Here is a 15,683-nt window from a genome sequence, read left to right as displayed (position 1 = left end):
AATGGTCGAAAATACGAAGGTTAAAAAGCTCACTGACAGCGACATCCGCGCGGTGTTTATCCGTTCCAACCTATTTCAAGGCTCCTGGAACTTTGAACGTATGCAGGCACTCGGCTTCTGTTTTTCCATGGTGCCGGTAATTCGCCGTCTTTATCCTGAAAACTCGGAAGAGCGTAAACAGGCGATCAAGCGCCATCTGGAGTTCTTCAACACGCAGCCTTTTGTTGCCGCCCCGATACTCGGCGTAACAATGGCAATGGAAGAGCAGCGCGCAAATGGCGCTCCGATTGACGACGCGGCAATAAACGGCCTGAAGGTCGGGCTGATGGGGCCACTGGCTGGCGTCGGCGACCCGATATTCTGGGGCACTGCCCGTCCGGTGTTCGCTGCGCTGGGTGCAGGGATTGCCATGAGCGGCAGCCTGTTAGGGCCTGTCCTCTTCTTCCTCCTGTTCAATTTGGTTCGCCTGCTGGTGCGCTACTATGGCGTCGCTTACGGCTACCGTAAAGGGATCGATATCGTTAGCGATATGGGCGGCGGCTTCCTGCAAAAAATGACCGAGGCGGCATCTATTCTCGGTTTGTTTGTTATGGGCGCTTTGGTCAATAAATGGACTCACGTCAACATTCCGATGGTGGTGTCGACAGTGACGAACCAGAACGGGGAAACGACGGTAACCACCGTTCAATCCATCCTTGATCAGCTCATGCCGGGGCTCGTTCCACTACTGCTGACGTTTGGCTGCATGTGGCTATTGCGGCGTAAGGTGAACGCGCTGTGGCTGATTATGGGCTTCTTTGCCATTGGTATCTTTGGATATTGGATCGGTCTGCTCGGCGTATAATCTTTATATACCCCAAATAATTCGAGTTGCAGGAAGGCGGCAAGAGAGGGAGTCCCGATGAGCTTACTCAGGTAAGTGATTCGGGTGAGTGACAAACCTGCCATGCCATAGGCAGGTTTGAACGCTGCTTGCAGCGGCCCCAACGGGGCGAGGCACACGCAAGTGTGCTGAGTAGCGCAGCCAACGCACCTGCGGCTTGAAGTATTACGGGTATATTAGTCGGGCACAATGTGTGCCCGACTCGCCTTTATCAACGGAGGCGCAACGGACAGGGGTAATACGGATGACGATGACAGATATCACGCTGGTGGGCTTGATAGTTTTAGCACTGATTTATTCCCTCTATGATGAATTCATCATGGATAAACTCAAAGGGAAAACACAACTCCTCATCCCCCTGAAGCGGATCAATCGACTCGACACTCTGATTTTTATCGGCTTAGTGGGTATTCTTATTTATCAAAATGTGATGAATAATGGCGCTGTTATCACAACCTATCTTTTGATTTCACTGGCCTTCATGGCATGCTACCTGGCCTATATTCGCCGCCCCAAACTGATTTTTAAACCAACCGGTTTCTTTTATGCAAATATATTCATTCCTTATACCAAAATTAAGAATATGAATTTATCTGAGGATGGCGTATTGGTCATCGAACTTGAAAAACGTCGTTTATTGATACAGGTTACACAGCTCGATGATTTAGAAAAAATATATAAATTTATGATTAACAATCAATGAAATAAAATTATCATTCAAATTATTTAAATAGTTCCCAATATGCCCTCTCTATCTCGATGACAATTTAACCACAACAATCTTGACGTTATTTTATACGATTTTTTATCCCTAATGAGTAAATGAAAATAATTATCAATTGCATTGTTAACACTTAAAACTTTTGGTGTTGTTTGCAACATAAATAATATGGTAAGGTTGCGCCGTCATTGGGGAGTAGCCGATTTCTGATTAGCCAATATTCATAGTAACTGGTCAGAAATGCTCGTATCAACATACTCGTTCTATCTCCATATTATCGGAGCATAAAACGTGGTGCGGGCGGCCAAGCATGATTGGCAGGCGAGACCATAGACACGTAGTATCGTCATTCGGGTTGGGGATGATCTGCGTGTATATGGTTAATCGTCCAGCCGAGGCTATTTTACAATGAATACGTCAGCAACACTTATCCTAGCATTTGGCATGTCAATGGATGCCTTCGCCGCGTCAATCGGTAAAGGTGCCGTCCTGCATAATCCCCGTTTTCGTGATGCGATACGCACAGGCCTCATTTTTGGCGTTATCGAAGCCATTACCCCACTCATCGGTTGGGCGCTCGGTTTTTTTGCCAGCCAATATATTCTCGAATGGGATCATTGGGTTGCTTTTACGCTGTTATTGATTCTCGGTGGCCGCATGGTCATTGAAGGGTTCAAGGGTTCTTCAGATTGTCGCTGCGAAAAAGTCAAAAACCATAGCCTGGCACTATTAATCTGCACAGCGGTTGCCACTAGTCTGGATGCTATGGCAATTGGCGTCGGTTTAGCATTTCTTCAGGTTAATATTTTCCATACCGCGATGGTCATTGGCTGTGCCACCATGATTATGGTTACGCTTGGGATGATGATTGGACGCTATATCGGTCCGATTCTCGGTAAAAAAGCAGAAATTATGGGTGGATTGGTTCTGATTGGTATCGGTTGTAATATCCTGTACGAGCACCTCGGCTACTCTGCCTGATATACCCGTCATACTTCACGTTGCTTGTGCGTTGGCTGCTCTTACTCACCCCAGTCACTTACTTGTGTAAGCTCCTGGGGATTAATGAGCCTCATAAATGAAGCTCACCCTTCGGGCCAGCGCTAGCGCTGTTCAAATCGGTAAGACCGATTTGTCGTGCGGTTGCCGCCTTCACGCAACGCGAATTATTTAGGGTATTAAAACAAGACTTACATCAACGGGCAGCCCGATTATCGCACTGCCCGTTTTTTATTCTTCTCGATTACGCTACCGCACCGCAATCAACACGCTGATGCAAACGGATAATAAAATCCGTTTCACAACTAAACTGCGTGGTTGCCTGCAACCGTTCGCTCACGTCAGGTGTAGCTCGCCAGGCAAAGGGGGTCATTTGCAATAGTGCCGCAGCGTCATTCCCAGCTAGCCGCATCGGATACGCGAGCGTTTGCTGATCCATAAGCTGAAAACCTGCGAGTACTTCATCTTTACACGGGTGCAATAACACCTCATCGTAGACCTCTGCCTTCAACTGATAAAGATGCCGCGGCCCTGGAGACACCGTCACCACCCAACCGCCAATCTTAACCGTGCGCTGTAATTCTGCGTCATTGCACGGCGCATAGATTTTCACCACAGCATCAAGAGATGCGTCGAGAAAAGGTAGCCTCTGGCTGGATGCAACGCAAAATTCAACGTTATCATACCGCTTTGCCGCACGTTGAATCGCTGCTTTGGAAACATCCAGTCCATATATCGCCATCGTCTTGCGCGATATGAGACGATGGGCCAACTCTGCAGTGTAATACCCTTCGCCACAGCCGATATCCAGCAGTGCTGATGCGTCATCCGGCACAATATTATCAATATGTTGTGCAACAGCATCACGTAGCGGTTGATAGTGACCGGCTTCCAGAAAACTGCGCCGTGCCTGCATCATTTCAGCACTATCACCGGGCTGTTTTGAGCGCTTAAACTGTACCGGCAACAGATTAACGTATCCTTCTTTCGCACAGTCAAAGCTATGTTTACCACACGTCCATTGCCGCGGGTGTCGCTCCAGAGGTAACTGGCATAGCGGACACTGATAACTCATCGGCACATTTTCCTCATTAAACACGTCTTCATTGCATTACAGGTGCAGATAAAACGCAGACAACAAAAAACCCGCACCATGGCGGGTTTTGCAACAGAGCTGTAAATTACAGCGCAGTAACGTTTACTGCAGAAGGACCTTTCTGGCCATCCTGAATTTCGAACTCTACGTTCTGGCCTTCAGCCAGAGTTTTGAAGCCGTTGCCTTGAATTGCAGAGAAGTGTACGAATACATCTTTGCTGCCGTCAGCAGGAGTGATGAAACCAAAGCCTTTAGACTCGTTGAACCACTTAACCTGACCTTTAATCTTTGCCATTTCAAATATTTCCTTTAATTGTTTAAACCGCCCAAAAGGCGTTATACAGACAAACCAAAGTCGTTACTGCTTGAGGCACTAAGATAAGGATCGGCAGAGAAGTAGCATGCAACGCTAAAGGTTGTACCTAAGTCTTCTTTACTGAAAATGCCATTCATATACAGAACTGTACCTCGTTTTACCCAGAAGCGTTATTACACACTATGCAAACGATGGCAAGGCCTTTTTTACCAGTCATGGACACGCCGCACAAATTCACATCATCACTGATTCATTAATACACGATAGCGCACACTGACGCCTATATTAACAAGCCAGTTCTGACATTACACAATAAGTACATTTCAGATTTTATTACGCACAAAATACGCGACAAATGTCGCATTTCTGGCACAACAGACCAGTAGTCATAACAAAAAGCTATAATTAGCCTTCTACCATCAAGAGAGATTGAACATTAACGAGAAGCGTGACCCACGTCAGTTACGCTTATATCAATGTTTAAAATCAATTATCATTTTTATGCTATCTATATCCTTTGCATTAATTCATTACATAATAGATATTATCTAGCCTCTCGTTGCACCAGAAATTAACTTGTTTGAACCAGCAGAACTAATAATGCCACCAAGAAGGTCAATAAAAATACACTCGCCAATTTCCAGCGTCGCTCTGATTTTGTGCTCATACAATTCACAGTCCTTTCATATAAAAATAGAGACATCTTTCACATTCTTTATGGTTTATCGGCAGCCACCACGATATTTTTAAGGTTACTTCAGATTTTTCCCTTTTTCTGGCGTAAATTTAACCATGTGTATATCTATGTATAGCCACACGACAGTTCGCCCTCGTTACCGTTAGACTTTCATTGTAACCTTAAGTACGATTCATTAAATTAAAGCAACATTTTTGTTACAAAAGGAGCATGATGCGTTCCTTATCTGCACAAGCACATACGACAAGTCAGCAAACAGCGATTGCTTGTCTCATGAGCCCCTCTCGAATACTGACTCTCCGTGTTTTTTTGCCTCTTGACTTAAATGATATTGATAATTATTCTCAAGTGACATTTCCACGGTTTGTAAGGATATCTGCATGATTGGTTTTCACGCCCCTTTATCTGCCTTGTTCCGCCGTATTGCGCTACCGTGCGCCTTACTGCTTTTAGCCAGCACATCCGCGCAGGCGGCTGAAAAACTAAAAGTAATCACCACCTTTACCATTATTCAGGATATCGCACAAAACATAGCAGGTGATGCCGCAACCGTCGAATCCATCACCAAACCGGGTGCAGAGATTCATGATTATCAACCGACACCGCGCGATATTGTTAAAACACAGTCTGCACAGTTGGTGCTGTGGAACGGTATGAACCTTGAGCGCTGGTTCACGCGCTTTTTTGAAAATGTAAAAAACGTGCCCGCCGTCGTGGTGACAGAAGGTATCACCCCTCTCCCTATTCGCGAGGGTGCCTATAATGGCAATCCGAATCCACATGCCTGGATGTCCCCTTCCAATGCGTTAATCTATATTGAGAATATCCGCAGAGGCTTGGTTCAAGCCGATCCGGCCAATGCGGAGACGTATAACCGTAACGCCAAAGCCTATGCTGAAAAAATTAAGGCTCTCGATGCACCGTTGCGTGAGCGCCTCTCCCGTATCCCAGAGTCGCAGCGGTGGTTAGTCACCAGTGAAGGCGCATTCAGCTATCTGGCGAAAGATTATCAATTCAGTGAAGTCTATCTCTGGCCAATCAACGCCGATGAACAAGGTTCACCGCAGCAGGTGCGCCGGGTGATTGATACCGTGCGTGAAAAGGCGATTCCTGTGGTGTTCAGTGAAAGCACGATTTCCGATAAACCAGCAAAACAGGTCAGCAAGGAAACGGGCGCGAAATATGGCGGCGTGCTGTATGTTGATTCGCTGTCGACAGAAAAAGGTCCTGTGCCAACCTATATCGACCTGTTACAAGTGACGGTGGAAACTATCGCGAAAGGATTTAATCAATGAGTGGTGATCGAGCAGGACAGTCATTAGAAGTCAATGATGTTTCGGTTACTTACAGCAACGGGCATCAGGCTATTCGCCACGCCTCCTTTTCTCTGACAGGCGGTACGATTTGCGCCTTAGTCGGCGTAAATGGCAGTGGAAAATCCACGTTGTTCAAAAGCATCATGGGATTAGTCAAGCCAACCTCAGGACAGGTTCTGCTCAATCAGCAACCCATCTACCAGGCGCTGAAACAAAATCTGGTTGCCTACGTTCCGCAAACAGAAGACGTCGACTGGAATTTTCCCGTTCTGGTTGCCGACGTGGTCATGATGGGACGCTACGGACGGATGAATTTCCTACGTATACCCAGTAAACAAGATCGCGCCATTGTGGCGGAATCATTGGAACGCGTCGGGCTGTCGACGCTGCAACATCGCCAAATTGGGGAGTTGTCCGGCGGCCAGAAAAAACGGGTCTTTCTAGCCCGTGCGCTGGCTCAACAAGGCAGTGTTTTACTATTGGATGAGCCTTTTACGGGGGTAGACGTCAAAACAGAGAATGCCATCATCGAGCTACTTCGCACTCTGCGCGATGAAGGACATTTGATTCTGGTAGCAACCCATAACCTCGGCAGCGTTCCAGAGTTTTGCGACAATGTTATTTTGGTCAATCGCACAGTGCTAGCCGCTGGACCGACGCACAGCACCTTTACCCAAAGTAATTTGGAGAAAACGTTCGGGGGCGTCCTGCGGCATATCAACCTCGGGGGATCACATCTTCACGATGACGATGACGTTCGTTCAGTGACCGTATTGACCGACGATGAACGTCCAGCGGTGTTCTATGGTTCGACCAAAAGTGACCCTCCTGCATCACGCACGATACCGGAGGAGAAAAAGCCCTGATGATCGATATCCTGCTACAGCCATTCAGCTATAACTACATGGTCAAAGCGATCTGGGTCAGCGCTATTGTCGGTGGCGTATGCGCTTTTCTTTCGGCGTACCTGATGCTGAAAGGCTGGTCGCTGATGGGTGATGCACTCTCACACTCCGTCGTCCCCGGCGTCGCGGGTGCTTATGCCTTGGGCCTGCCCTACGCCGCCGGCGCATTTTTTACTGGTATGCTAGCCGCGCTGGCGATGACCCTTATCCGTCACATTACCCGATTGCGCGAAGATGCAATTATCGGCTTTATTTTCTCAACGTTTTTCGCTGTCGGTCTGCTGATTATTTCGCTCAATCCAACATCCGTTAACGTGCAATCCATCATTTTCGGTAATATTTTGGGGATTGCCGACGAAGATATTCTGCAAGTTGAGATCATCATTGGCGTAACGTTCGTGATTCTCTGTTTACTGTGGAAAGATTTACTGGCCGTGTTTTTTGATGAGAACCATGCGCGTTCGATTGGCCTTTCTCCGCTGAAGCTAAAAATTCTCTTCTTTACGCTGCTAAGCGCTTGTACTGTCGCCGCCTTGCAAACCGTCGGCGCGATTTTGGTTATCGCGATGGTGATTACGCCAGGAGCCACGGCTTACCTGCTTACCGATCGGTTTGGTCGTCTGGTTGTGATTTCCATTGTGCTCGGCGCACTAACCAGTGCGGTGGGAGCCTATTTGAGCTTTTTCCTTGATGGCGCAACGGGCGGTGTGATTGTCACGTTGCAAACCGTTGTCTTCCTGTTGGCGTTTGTCTTTGCTCCCAAGCATGGGTTACTGGCATCACGCCGCCTGCGATTACGCGATCAATCAGGAGATGCTTTATGATGCTAATTAGCTGGCTAACCGACCCCCTGTCTTATCCGTTCATGCAGCGAGCATTACTCGCCGCCGTCGTCACCGGTACAGTTTGCGCAGTATTATCCTGCTATCTGGTGCTGAAAGGCTGGTCGCTAATGGGTGATGCCATTTCGCACGCCGTGTTGCCTGGTATCGTTGTCGCGTTTCTACTGGGGATTCCGCTAGTTATCGGTGCTTTTGTTTCCGGTATTTTCTGTGCGATAGCGACGGGATATGTAAAAGAGCACAGCCGAGTCAAAGAAGATACGGTAATGGGGATCATTTTTTCCGGCATGTTTGCGCTGGGGCTCGTCATGTTTGCACGCATCGATACCGATCAGCACCTGAACCATATTCTGTTTGGTAACGTGCTAGGCATCACTCAGCAAGAACTGACGCAAATATTACTGATTGCAGGGGTGACATTGGCTGTCATCTTGTTAAAACGGCGAGATTTCATGCTGTACTGCTTCGATCCCAATCATGCCCGCGTCATTGGCCTGCCCGTTAAGCTGCTGCACTACGGATTACTGAGCCTGCTGGCAATGACCATCGTCGCATCATTACAGGCCGTCGGCGTTATTTTGGTGATCGCGATGCTGATTGCACCTGGGATCATTGCTTTTATGATCTGCAAGCGCTTCGATTATATGGTGCTTGTTGCCACACTGGTTTCCGTCATTTCCTGTATTGCTGGCACCCTGATCAGTTTTTACATCGATGGAGCGACTGGCCCTTGCATCGTCATCGTTCAAGCGCTGTTCTTCACATTAGCCTTAACTTACCACCAGCTCAAACTACGTCGCCAAGCAGCATCCCAGATTGTCACTGATGCGCTGTAGTGCCTTGCTTCTCAGCGCCAACATGGGGTAACCGGAGTACAACTGCCGGTTACCCCATTATTTAACGGATTGGGCGTCATCCTAACCTCGTTATTTTTAATTCCGACTATACTTGCCTATCTCTATCGATAGATCGGCCATCACTGTGCTGTAGATTCCATTTTTATTGCGCTCAATGGGTTACCGTAAACGAATCACCCCAGTGAACAGCAGGGTATCAGCAACATCAACGGGAGGATGACCTTATGTGGCAAGCTATCAGCCGACTTTTGGAAGAGCATCACGGTGCAGCGGACATTCAGGAACATCGCGAATTGTCCGGCGGTGAAATACATCCAGCCTGGTACGTCCGCTACGGCGAGCATGACGTCTTCGTAAAATGCGATAGCCGTGAAATGCTAGCCAAGTTCACCGCTGAAGCCGATCAGCTTCACTTACTGAGCCGCAGTAATACCGTGCGCGTGCCAGCCGTCTACGGTGTCGGCAGTTCACGCGATCACAGCTTCTTGCTTCTACAATATCTGCCTGTCAAACCGTTGGATGCCCACAGCGCGTGGTGTCTGGGCGAACAGTTAGCACGCCTGCACCAGTGGAGCGATCAACCACAGTTTGGGCTGGATTTTGATAATGACCTCTCGACAACGCCGCAACCAAATAGCTGGCAGCGGCGCTGGGCGACCTTTTTTGCCGAACAGCGCATTGGGTGGCAGTTACAACTGGCGGCGGAAAAAGGAATGCATTTTGGCCACATTGAAACGCTGATCGCGCGCGTTGAGGAACGTCTGGCTGGGCACCAACCCCAACCCTCACTCTTGCACGGCGATCTGTGGCCAGATAATTGTGCAAATAGTCAGGATGGCAGTTATTTGTTCGATCCGGCCTGTTATTGGGGGGACAGAGAGTGTGATTTAGCGATGCTGCCACGCTATCCCGCTCTACCGGCGCAGATTTATGATGGTTACCAGAGTGTATGGCCACTGGACAAAGGCTTTATCGAACGCCAGCCGATTTACCAGATTTACTATCTGCTTAACCGCGCCAATCTTTTCGGCGGCAAACATATTGTTGAAGCGCAGCAGCTCATCGAACGGCAGCTTTTGATTTAAGGCAAGGTGTTTGCTCAAAACCCGGAAGTTTACTCTAAGCCAGAAAAGAGGCTTCAGCGTCTGGCGCGATCTCCGCGCCAGAGCGTCACTTAGACTGGCAATCCTAATAAGCGCAACGCCAGATAACCAATACCCGCGATAATTAGCGGCAGAATATAAAGCGGAAAAAACTGCACAAATATCGTATGCGTTGGAACAATGACACGTGACTCCAGAGTCTCGCGCGTGTTCCCATCTTCTCCCTTCATTTTTTCCAGAATTAGCTGATCTTCAATGCCTTCTTTAATTGCCTTCGCCTGACGAGACATCCGGGCACCCGAAACCTGCAACGCAAGGCCAATAAAAATCAGGATGTAGATCAGCCAAAACATCAGCGTAGCTGCACTGAAAAAGCGCGTAAAATCCGGAATTGGCGAATTGAACCAAAAAATGTTCAGGAAAGGCGTATTAAAGCGCACCATGTCGACCATTAAATGCAGAAAATCCAGAAGTACAGCATCGATACCCTGTTTTTTCTGAGTATAGGCGTAGAGATAGTTAGCCAGCGATACGCAAGTTGAAAGCAGCGCGGGGATAAAAAGTATCCATCCGGCAAGGCGTTTAATCACGGCAATACGGCCAGCCTGTTGATACGTCATGAGAACCCCTTCTTAGCGACGCAACATCGATAATATATCGTTTTAGTACGACGGGTAGCCTACTGTAAGTTTACGTGCAGTCAATACTTTATCTCCCGCACCGCCAGATAAGCCACAATAGCAATTTGCCACCTACTCTGCTTCAAGTTGCCTGTGCTGGCTATAACTCAGCCCTTGCATGGACCGCTGGTTGTTCAAAATGCTAGCGTTTTATCCTGCCACTCGACTTATTTGGGGTATAGTTTACCATTAAATATTCTTTTCTTTGCTGACGGAGCCCGTGGTATGTCCTTTGATTCTTCTATACGAGCAGCGATTTTCGATATGGATGGGCTGCTAATTGATTCAGAACCACTGTGGGATAAGGCAGAGCTGGAAGTTATCGCTTCGCTAGGCGTCGATATTTCACTGCGAGAATCAATGAAAGATACGCTGGGCTTACGCATCGATATGGTGGTCGAACTCTGGTATCAACGTTCTCCTTGGGCGACACCGAGTCGAGATGACGTCGTCCGTCGTATTATCGATCGTGCCATCGAACTCGTTGCTGAGCAGCGTCCGCTCCTGCCCGGCGTAGAGCATGCTCTGCAACTGTGTCGTAAGCTGAATCTTAAAATTGGACTGGCTTCTGCTTCGCCGCTTCACATGCAGCAACAGGTGCTGCGCATGTTTAACTTGGATCGCTACTTTGATGTCCTGATGTCGGCCGAAACATTGCCGTATAGCAAACCTCATCCCGACGTGTATTTAAATGCAGCAAACGGACTCGGCGTCTCTCCTACACAGTGCGTTACGCTGGAAGATTCGGTGAATGGCATGATTGCAACCAAAGCGGCGCGTATGCGCTCCATCGTTATTCCACAGACTGAATTTCGTGCTGACGCACGCTGGGTGTTGGCCGACTATAAGCTGGATTCACTGAATCAACTGGCTGCTGAGCATCTGGTATAGGGACAGAAAAGTAGAAGAATAGAACGGTAGGAATCGCGGGATATGACGAAAGCGTGGCCGACTCTATACCGGCCACGCGTTGAGGCATTACAGGAAATCAGCGCGCTTAGGCGAGAAAGCATCGATCAGAACGCTGCCATCTTCCAGCGCAACCACGCCATGCATCTCGGGTTTCACCGCCAGATAGGCGTCGCCTGCTTTCAGGATACGTTTATCACCTTCGATCTCCACTTCAAAACTGCCAGCAGCAACATAAGCAATCTGATCGTGAATTTCATGGAAGTGCGGCGTACCAATCGCACCTTTATCAAAGTGCACGTAAACCATCATCAGCTCGTCGCTCCACGTCATGATTTTACGTTTAATGCCACCACCCAGCTCTTCCCATGGCGTTTCATCATCAATAAAGTATCTTCTCATCATCATCTCTCCTCTAACGCTTTTATTGCCCATACCTTCTATTGCGTCAACAAACTGTGCACGACAACGAGTGTATGACTATGGATTGCGACATTTTAGCCACATCAGTACCAGAAGAAACATAAAATAAGCAAAACCATGACGGCCCTCAAGAAATAAATAAAACATTATTTCATTTTTATTGAATTCACATCCCATCCAAACTATCATCCCGCATAACAAGAAAGAACCGGGCATGTTGAGAAATAGGTGACGTTGTCACTGCCACGCAACATCATCTGTTTCGCCCGGCGCTTTCGCCAGGAATGATTCCTGTTCAGGAACAACGCCTGATTTTTGTTTTTCTCTGAAAGAGAGGCTAAGAAATGCAAGTTCGTCAAAGCATTCACAGCGATCATGCGAAGCAGCTAGATACCGCTGGCCTGCGTCGTGAATTTCTTATCGAACAGATTTTTTCTGCCGATGCCTACACGATGACCTATAGCCACATCGACCGAATCATCGTCGGTGGCATCATGCCTGTACACCGTGCTGTAACCATTGGCACTGAGGTAGGCAAACAGCTCGGCGTCAGCTATTTCCTTGAGCGTCGCGAACTCGGTGCCATCAACATTGGTGGTGCAGGTATCGTGACGATCGATGGTGAACGCTATGACGTAGGTAATGAAGAAGCTATCTATGTGGGTATGGGCGTAAAAGACGTGCAGTTTACCAGCGCCGATGCGGCTAACCCAGCCAAGTTCTACTACAACAGTGCGCCAGCACATACCGCATACCCTACCCGCAAGATTACCCAGGCTGACGCATCGCCACAAACCGTGGGAGAAGATGCCAGCTGTAATCGTCGCACAATTAACAAATACATTGTTCCTGATGTATTGCCGACTTGCCAGCTCACAATGGGATTAACCAAGCTGGCTGAAGGCAGCCTGTGGAACACCATGCCTTGTCATACGCATGAGCGCCGGATGGAAGTCTATTTCTATTTCGATATGGATGAAGAAACGGCCGTTTTTCACATGATGGGGCAGCCACAGGAAACCCGTCACATAGTTATAAAAAACGAGCAGGCGGTGATTTCACCGAGCTGGTCAATTCATTCCGGTGTTGGCACCAGACGCTACACCTTTATCTGGGGCATGGTTGGCGAAAATCAAGTTTTCGATGACATGGATCACGTCAAGGTTAGCGAGTTACGTTAATCGCTTTCAACCGGAATTACCGGCGTTCCCTACAGTAACAGCTAACGACTAAGTATTGTCGCTTACAGAGAGATTATAGATATGATTTTAAATTCTTTTGATTTGCAAGGTAAAGTTGCTCTTATCACTGGTTGTGATACCGGTTTGGGTCAGGGTATGGCTATCGGTCTGGCGCAAGCAGGCTGCGATATCGTCGGCGTCAACATCGTTGAACCGAAAGACACCATCGAAAAAGTCACTGCGCTGGGACGTCGTTTCCTCAGTCTGACTGCTGACATGAGCAATGTATCTGGTCATGCCGAACTGGTAGAAAAAGCCGTTGCTGAATTTGGCCACGTTGACATTCTGGTCAACAACGCCGGCATCATTCGTCGCGAAGATGCTATCGAGTTCAGCGAGAAAAACTGGGACGACGTCATGAACCTGAACATTAAGAGCGTTTTCTTTATGTCTCAGACCGTTGCGCGCCAGTTCATCAAACAAGGTAAAGGCGGCAAGATCATCAACATCGCTTCTATGCTGTCCTTCCAGGGCGGTATCCGCGTGCCTTCTTACACCGCATCAAAAAGCGCTGTTATGGGTGTGACCCGTCTGTTGGCTAACGAGTGGGCAAAACACGGCATCAACGTCAATGCGATTGCTCCAGGATACATGGCAACCAACAATACCCAGCAGTTGCGCGCCGATGAAGACCGTAGCAAAGAAATTCTGGATCGTATCCCCGCTGGCCGTTGGGGTTTACCACAGGATCTGATGGGCCCATCCGTCTTCCTGGCATCCAGCGCATCTGACTATATCAATGGCTACACGATTGCCGTTGACGGTGGCTGGTTGGCTCGCTAAGTGTAATTTTTCTTAGCGGCATTTCGCCAATTTGCGATAAAAAGCACAATTTCGGTTGTGCTTTTTATTTATTTTTCAATTTGTTATTTCGTTTCTCATCATTCTTTCTCCTGCCAGAATCCTTTCTTAAAAAAAATCAAAACAACGTTCCGACTTTGATCACACTTTCGAGATTGCGTGCATGACGGCAAGGTTAATAGCGCAATATAATCAATCAAAACAGTGTTTCTATTTATAAGGAACTGTTCCACGGTTCCATAAGAAGGTACTCCATGAGTATTTTTGAAAACTTATACACCAGCAGGAAATCGCAGCTCGACGAATGGGTTGCAGCACTTGATAGCCACATAGCTTGCGTACAGGATAAAGGTCGTAGCCTGAGCCAACCAACGCCATTACTGGCCGATGGCTTTGATGTGGAAAATTATGCGCCTGTAGTATGGCAATTCCCTGATGGCCATAGCGCACCTATTTCTAATTTTGCCAGCCAGCAGAATTGGCTAAGAACACTGTGCGCTATGAGCGTCGTTACCGATGATGATAGTTATCAACAATACGCTATCGCACAAAGCGAGTATTTCCTTGAACACTTTGTTGATAATAATAGCGGCCTGTTCTACTGGGGCGGCCACCGCTTTATTAATCTGGATACCTTAGAAGGCGAAGGACCAGAGTCCAAAGCTCAGGTGCATGAATTAAAGCATCACCTGCCTTATTATTCGCTATTGCATCGTGTTAATGCGGAAAAGACGCTGAATTTCTTTCAGGGCTTCTGGAACGCGCACGTTGAAAACTGGGAATCATTGGATCTGGGTCGCCACGGCGATTACAGCAAAAAACGCGATCCTAATGTGTTCCTGCATAACCGTCATGACGTCGTCGATCCAGCAAAGTGGCCTGCTCTGCCATTAACGAAAGGATTGACATTTGTTAATGCTGGCACTGATCTGATTTACGCCGCATTCAAATACGCAGAATACACGGGTGATAGTCATGCCGCGGCTTGGGGTAAACACCTTTATCGCCAATATGTTCTGGCTCGCAACCCAGAAACCGGTATGCCGGTGTATCAGTTCAGCTCACCACAACAGCGTCAACCCGTACCGGAAGATGATAACCAGACACAATCCTGGTTTGGCGATCGTGCTCAACGCCAGTTTGGCCCAGAGTTCGGCGAAATTGCGCGTGAAGCTAATGTGCTGTTCCGTGATATGCGCCCACTGCTGATTGATAACCCACTGGCAATGCTGGATATCCTCCGCACCCAGCCTGATGCTGAAATGCTGGATTGGGTGATTTCTGGGTTAAAAAATTATTATCAGTATGCCTACGATGTCACTAGCAATACGCTGCGTCCAATGTGGAACAACGGTCAAGACATGACAGGCTACCGTTTTCAACGCGATGGCTATTACGGCAAAGCGGGAACAGAATTAAAACCGTTTGCATTAGAAGGCGATTATTTATTACCGCTGGTTCGTGCTTATCGTCTGAGCGGCGATGAAGACCTGTATGCACTGGTTAACACCATGCTGACGCGGCTGAACAAAGAAAATATTCAGCACATCGCCAGTCCAATGCTTCTGTTGACCGTTATTGAACTGGCCGATCACAAACAATCAGAATCCTGGGCACATTACGCCGCGCAGTTAGCGAGCGTTCTGTTTGAACAACACTTCCATCATGGCTTGTTTGTTCGCTCTGCACAGCATCGTTATGTTCGTCTGGATGATACTTATCCGCTGGCTTTACTGACTTTCGTTGCCGCTTGTCGCAACAAATTAAACGCTATTCCACCGTTCTTGACGCAAGGTGGATATGTTCACGGTGATTTTTGCGTTAACGGGGAAAATAGAATTGTTTATGACGTGGAGTTAATTTATCCAGAGTTATTAACGGCTTGATTTTATAT

17 protein-coding genes are annotated in these 15,683 nt (G+C 47.9%); 12 read left to right on the top strand and 5 right to left on the bottom strand.

Features of this window, described 5'->3' with window-relative positions; all coding sequences use genetic code 11:
• Nucleotide 1 precedes the first annotated feature (1 nt).
• The 3 genes from EDI29_RS02730 to mntP all read left to right on the top strand — a co-directional run bounded on the left by EDI29_RS02730 (nt 2) and on the right by mntP (nt 2,585).
• Nucleotides 2-844: a PTS mannose transporter subunit IID gene (locus EDI29_RS02730; protein ID WP_137739621.1), complete on the top strand. Its 843-nt coding sequence runs from the start codon at nt 2-4 to the stop codon at nt 842-844.
• A gap of 283 nt (nt 845-1,127) precedes the next feature.
• The gene (locus tag EDI29_RS02725; protein WP_137739620.1) at nt 1,128-1,586 is read left to right on the top strand and encodes a DUF986 family protein; all 459 of its coding nucleotides are present in this window, start codon (nt 1,128-1,130) and stop codon (nt 1,584-1,586) included.
• Between the two features lie 426 nt (nt 1,587-2,012).
• Complete coding sequence (gene mntP / locus EDI29_RS02720) at nt 2,013-2,585, top strand: manganese efflux pump MntP (protein ID WP_137739619.1); 573 nt, start codon at nt 2,013-2,015, stop codon at nt 2,583-2,585.
• Nucleotides 2,586-2,847: 262 nt separating this feature from the next.
• Here mntP and rlmA read toward each other — a convergent pair whose 3' ends face one another.
• The 3 genes from rlmA to EDI29_RS02705 all read right to left on the bottom strand — a co-directional run bounded on the left by rlmA (nt 2,848) and on the right by EDI29_RS02705 (nt 4,152).
• Nucleotides 2,848-3,678: a 23S rRNA (guanine(745)-N(1))-methyltransferase gene (gene rlmA / locus EDI29_RS02715; protein ID WP_137739618.1), complete on the bottom strand. Its 831-nt coding sequence runs from the start codon at nt 3,676-3,678 to the stop codon at nt 2,848-2,850.
• Between the two features lie 106 nt (nt 3,679-3,784).
• The gene (gene cspE, locus EDI29_RS02710; protein ID WP_005968829.1) at nt 3,785-3,994 is read right to left on the bottom strand and encodes a transcription antiterminator/RNA stability regulator CspE; all 210 of its coding nucleotides are present in this window, start codon (nt 3,992-3,994) and stop codon (nt 3,785-3,787) included.
• 41 nt (nt 3,995-4,035) lie between these two features.
• On the bottom strand, nt 4,036-4,152 hold the full coding sequence (locus tag EDI29_RS02705; RefSeq protein ID WP_015730422.1) for a DUF2627 domain-containing protein: 117 nt from the start codon (nt 4,150-4,152) through the stop codon (nt 4,036-4,038).
• Between the two features lie 940 nt (nt 4,153-5,092).
• Here EDI29_RS02705 and EDI29_RS02700 point away from each other — a divergent pair.
• From EDI29_RS02700 to EDI29_RS02680, 5 genes are all read left to right on the top strand, one after another.
• Complete coding sequence (locus EDI29_RS02700; RefSeq protein WP_137739617.1) at nt 5,093-6,007, top strand: metal ABC transporter substrate-binding protein; 915 nt, start codon at nt 5,093-5,095, stop codon at nt 6,005-6,007.
• On the top strand, nt 6,004-6,894 hold the full coding sequence (locus EDI29_RS02695) for a manganese/iron ABC transporter ATP-binding protein (protein ID WP_107170587.1): 891 nt from the start codon (nt 6,004-6,006) through the stop codon (nt 6,892-6,894). The genes EDI29_RS02700 and EDI29_RS02695 overlap by 4 nt, the downstream gene beginning before the upstream one ends.
• On the top strand, nt 6,894-7,757 hold the full coding sequence (locus EDI29_RS02690) for a metal ABC transporter permease (protein ID WP_107170588.1): 864 nt from the start codon (nt 6,894-6,896) through the stop codon (nt 7,755-7,757). The genes EDI29_RS02695 and EDI29_RS02690 overlap by 1 nt, the downstream gene beginning before the upstream one ends.
• Nucleotides 7,754-8,611 (top strand): metal ABC transporter permease, encoded by an 858-nt coding sequence (locus tag EDI29_RS02685; RefSeq protein ID WP_137739616.1) that lies wholly within the window; start codon nt 7,754-7,756, stop codon nt 8,609-8,611. The genes EDI29_RS02690 and EDI29_RS02685 overlap by 4 nt, the downstream gene beginning before the upstream one ends.
• Before the next feature lie 245 nt (nt 8,612-8,856).
• The gene (locus tag EDI29_RS02680; protein WP_137739615.1) at nt 8,857-9,717 is read left to right on the top strand and encodes a fructosamine kinase family protein; all 861 of its coding nucleotides are present in this window, start codon (nt 8,857-8,859) and stop codon (nt 9,715-9,717) included.
• Between the two features lie 89 nt (nt 9,718-9,806).
• On the opposite strand, the gene EDI29_RS02675 is transcribed toward EDI29_RS02680, so the two are convergent.
• The gene (locus EDI29_RS02675) at nt 9,807-10,355 is read right to left on the bottom strand and encodes a YniB family protein (protein ID WP_137739614.1); all 549 of its coding nucleotides are present in this window, start codon (nt 10,353-10,355) and stop codon (nt 9,807-9,809) included.
• Between the two features lie 285 nt (nt 10,356-10,640).
• Between EDI29_RS02675 and hxpB the strand changes: the two genes are divergently transcribed.
• Nucleotides 10,641-11,306 carry a hexitol phosphatase HxpB gene (gene hxpB / locus EDI29_RS02670; RefSeq protein ID WP_137739613.1) on the top strand — a complete coding sequence of 222 codons (666 nt, stop codon included), beginning with the start codon at nt 10,641-10,643 and terminating at the stop codon, nt 11,304-11,306.
• An 87-nt stretch (nt 11,307-11,393) separates the two neighbouring features.
• Here hxpB and EDI29_RS02665 read toward each other — a convergent pair whose 3' ends face one another.
• Complete coding sequence (locus EDI29_RS02665; protein WP_005968848.1) at nt 11,394-11,726, bottom strand: cupin domain-containing protein; 333 nt, start codon at nt 11,724-11,726, stop codon at nt 11,394-11,396.
• Nucleotides 11,727-12,091: 365 nt separating this feature from the next.
• Between EDI29_RS02665 and kduI the strand changes: the two genes are divergently transcribed.
• The 3 genes from kduI (at nt 12,092) to pelW (ending at nt 15,675) form a co-directional block, all read left to right on the top strand.
• Nucleotides 12,092-12,928, top strand: a complete 837-nt coding sequence (kduI, locus tag EDI29_RS02660; protein WP_137739612.1) for a 5-dehydro-4-deoxy-D-glucuronate isomerase — start codon at nt 12,092-12,094, stop codon at nt 12,926-12,928.
• Nucleotides 12,929-13,009: 81 nt separating this feature from the next.
• Entirely contained in the window at nt 13,010-13,771 is a 762-nt protein-coding gene (gene kduD / locus EDI29_RS02655) for a 2-dehydro-3-deoxy-D-gluconate 5-dehydrogenase KduD (RefSeq protein WP_005968850.1), read from the top strand.
• 272 nt (nt 13,772-14,043) lie between these two features.
• The gene (gene pelW / locus EDI29_RS02650) at nt 14,044-15,675 is read left to right on the top strand and encodes a pectate disaccharide-lyase PelW (protein ID WP_137739611.1); all 1,632 of its coding nucleotides are present in this window, start codon (nt 14,044-14,046) and stop codon (nt 15,673-15,675) included.
• The last annotated feature ends 8 nt before the right edge of the window (nt 15,676-15,683 follow it).

The sequence above is a fragment of the Pectobacterium polonicum genome, assembly GCF_005497185.1.
GTDB classification, from domain to species: domain Bacteria; phylum Pseudomonadota; class Gammaproteobacteria; order Enterobacterales; family Enterobacteriaceae; genus Pectobacterium; species Pectobacterium polonicum.
This window is presented reverse-complemented; position numbering and strand designations above follow the sequence as displayed.

What these genes read in the sequence shown, in the direction of transcription:
- EDI29_RS02680 (WP_137739615.1), top strand. Translation starts at nt 8,857, where the DNA reads ATGTGGCAAGCTATCAGCCGACTTTTGGAAGAGCATCACGGTGCAGCG.
- kduI (WP_137739612.1), top strand. Translation starts at nt 12,092, where the DNA reads ATGCAAGTTCGTCAAAGCATTCACAGCGATCATGCGAAGCAGCTAGAT.
- EDI29_RS02700 (WP_137739617.1), top strand. Translation starts at nt 5,093, where the DNA reads ATGATTGGTTTTCACGCCCCTTTATCTGCCTTGTTCCGCCGTATTGCG.
- hxpB (WP_137739613.1), top strand. Translation starts at nt 10,641, where the DNA reads ATGTCCTTTGATTCTTCTATACGAGCAGCGATTTTCGATATGGATGGG.
- cspE (WP_005968829.1), bottom strand. Translation starts at nt 3,994, where the DNA reads ATGGCAAAGATTAAAGGTCAGGTTAAGTGGTTCAACGAGTCTAAAGGC.
- mntP (WP_137739619.1), top strand. Translation starts at nt 2,013, where the DNA reads ATGAATACGTCAGCAACACTTATCCTAGCATTTGGCATGTCAATGGAT.
- pelW (WP_137739611.1), top strand. Translation starts at nt 14,044, where the DNA reads ATGAGTATTTTTGAAAACTTATACACCAGCAGGAAATCGCAGCTCGAC.
- rlmA (WP_137739618.1), bottom strand. Translation starts at nt 3,678, where the DNA reads ATGAGTTATCAGTGTCCGCTATGCCAGTTACCTCTGGAGCGACACCCG.
- EDI29_RS02685 (WP_137739616.1), top strand. Translation starts at nt 7,754, where the DNA reads ATGATGCTAATTAGCTGGCTAACCGACCCCCTGTCTTATCCGTTCATG.
- EDI29_RS02725 (WP_137739620.1), top strand. Translation starts at nt 1,128, where the DNA reads ATGACGATGACAGATATCACGCTGGTGGGCTTGATAGTTTTAGCACTG.
- EDI29_RS02675 (WP_137739614.1), bottom strand. Translation starts at nt 10,355, where the DNA reads ATGACGTATCAACAGGCTGGCCGTATTGCCGTGATTAAACGCCTTGCC.
- EDI29_RS02705 (WP_015730422.1), bottom strand. Translation starts at nt 4,152, where the DNA reads ATGAATGGCATTTTCAGTAAAGAAGACTTAGGTACAACCTTTAGCGTT.
- EDI29_RS02665 (WP_005968848.1), bottom strand. Translation starts at nt 11,726, where the DNA reads ATGAGAAGATACTTTATTGATGATGAAACGCCATGGGAAGAGCTGGGT.
- EDI29_RS02695 (WP_107170587.1), top strand. Translation starts at nt 6,004, where the DNA reads ATGAGTGGTGATCGAGCAGGACAGTCATTAGAAGTCAATGATGTTTCG.
- EDI29_RS02690 (WP_107170588.1), top strand. Translation starts at nt 6,894, where the DNA reads ATGATCGATATCCTGCTACAGCCATTCAGCTATAACTACATGGTCAAA.
- EDI29_RS02730 (WP_137739621.1), top strand. Translation starts at nt 2, where the DNA reads ATGGTCGAAAATACGAAGGTTAAAAAGCTCACTGACAGCGACATCCGC.
- kduD (WP_005968850.1), top strand. Translation starts at nt 13,010, where the DNA reads ATGATTTTAAATTCTTTTGATTTGCAAGGTAAAGTTGCTCTTATCACT.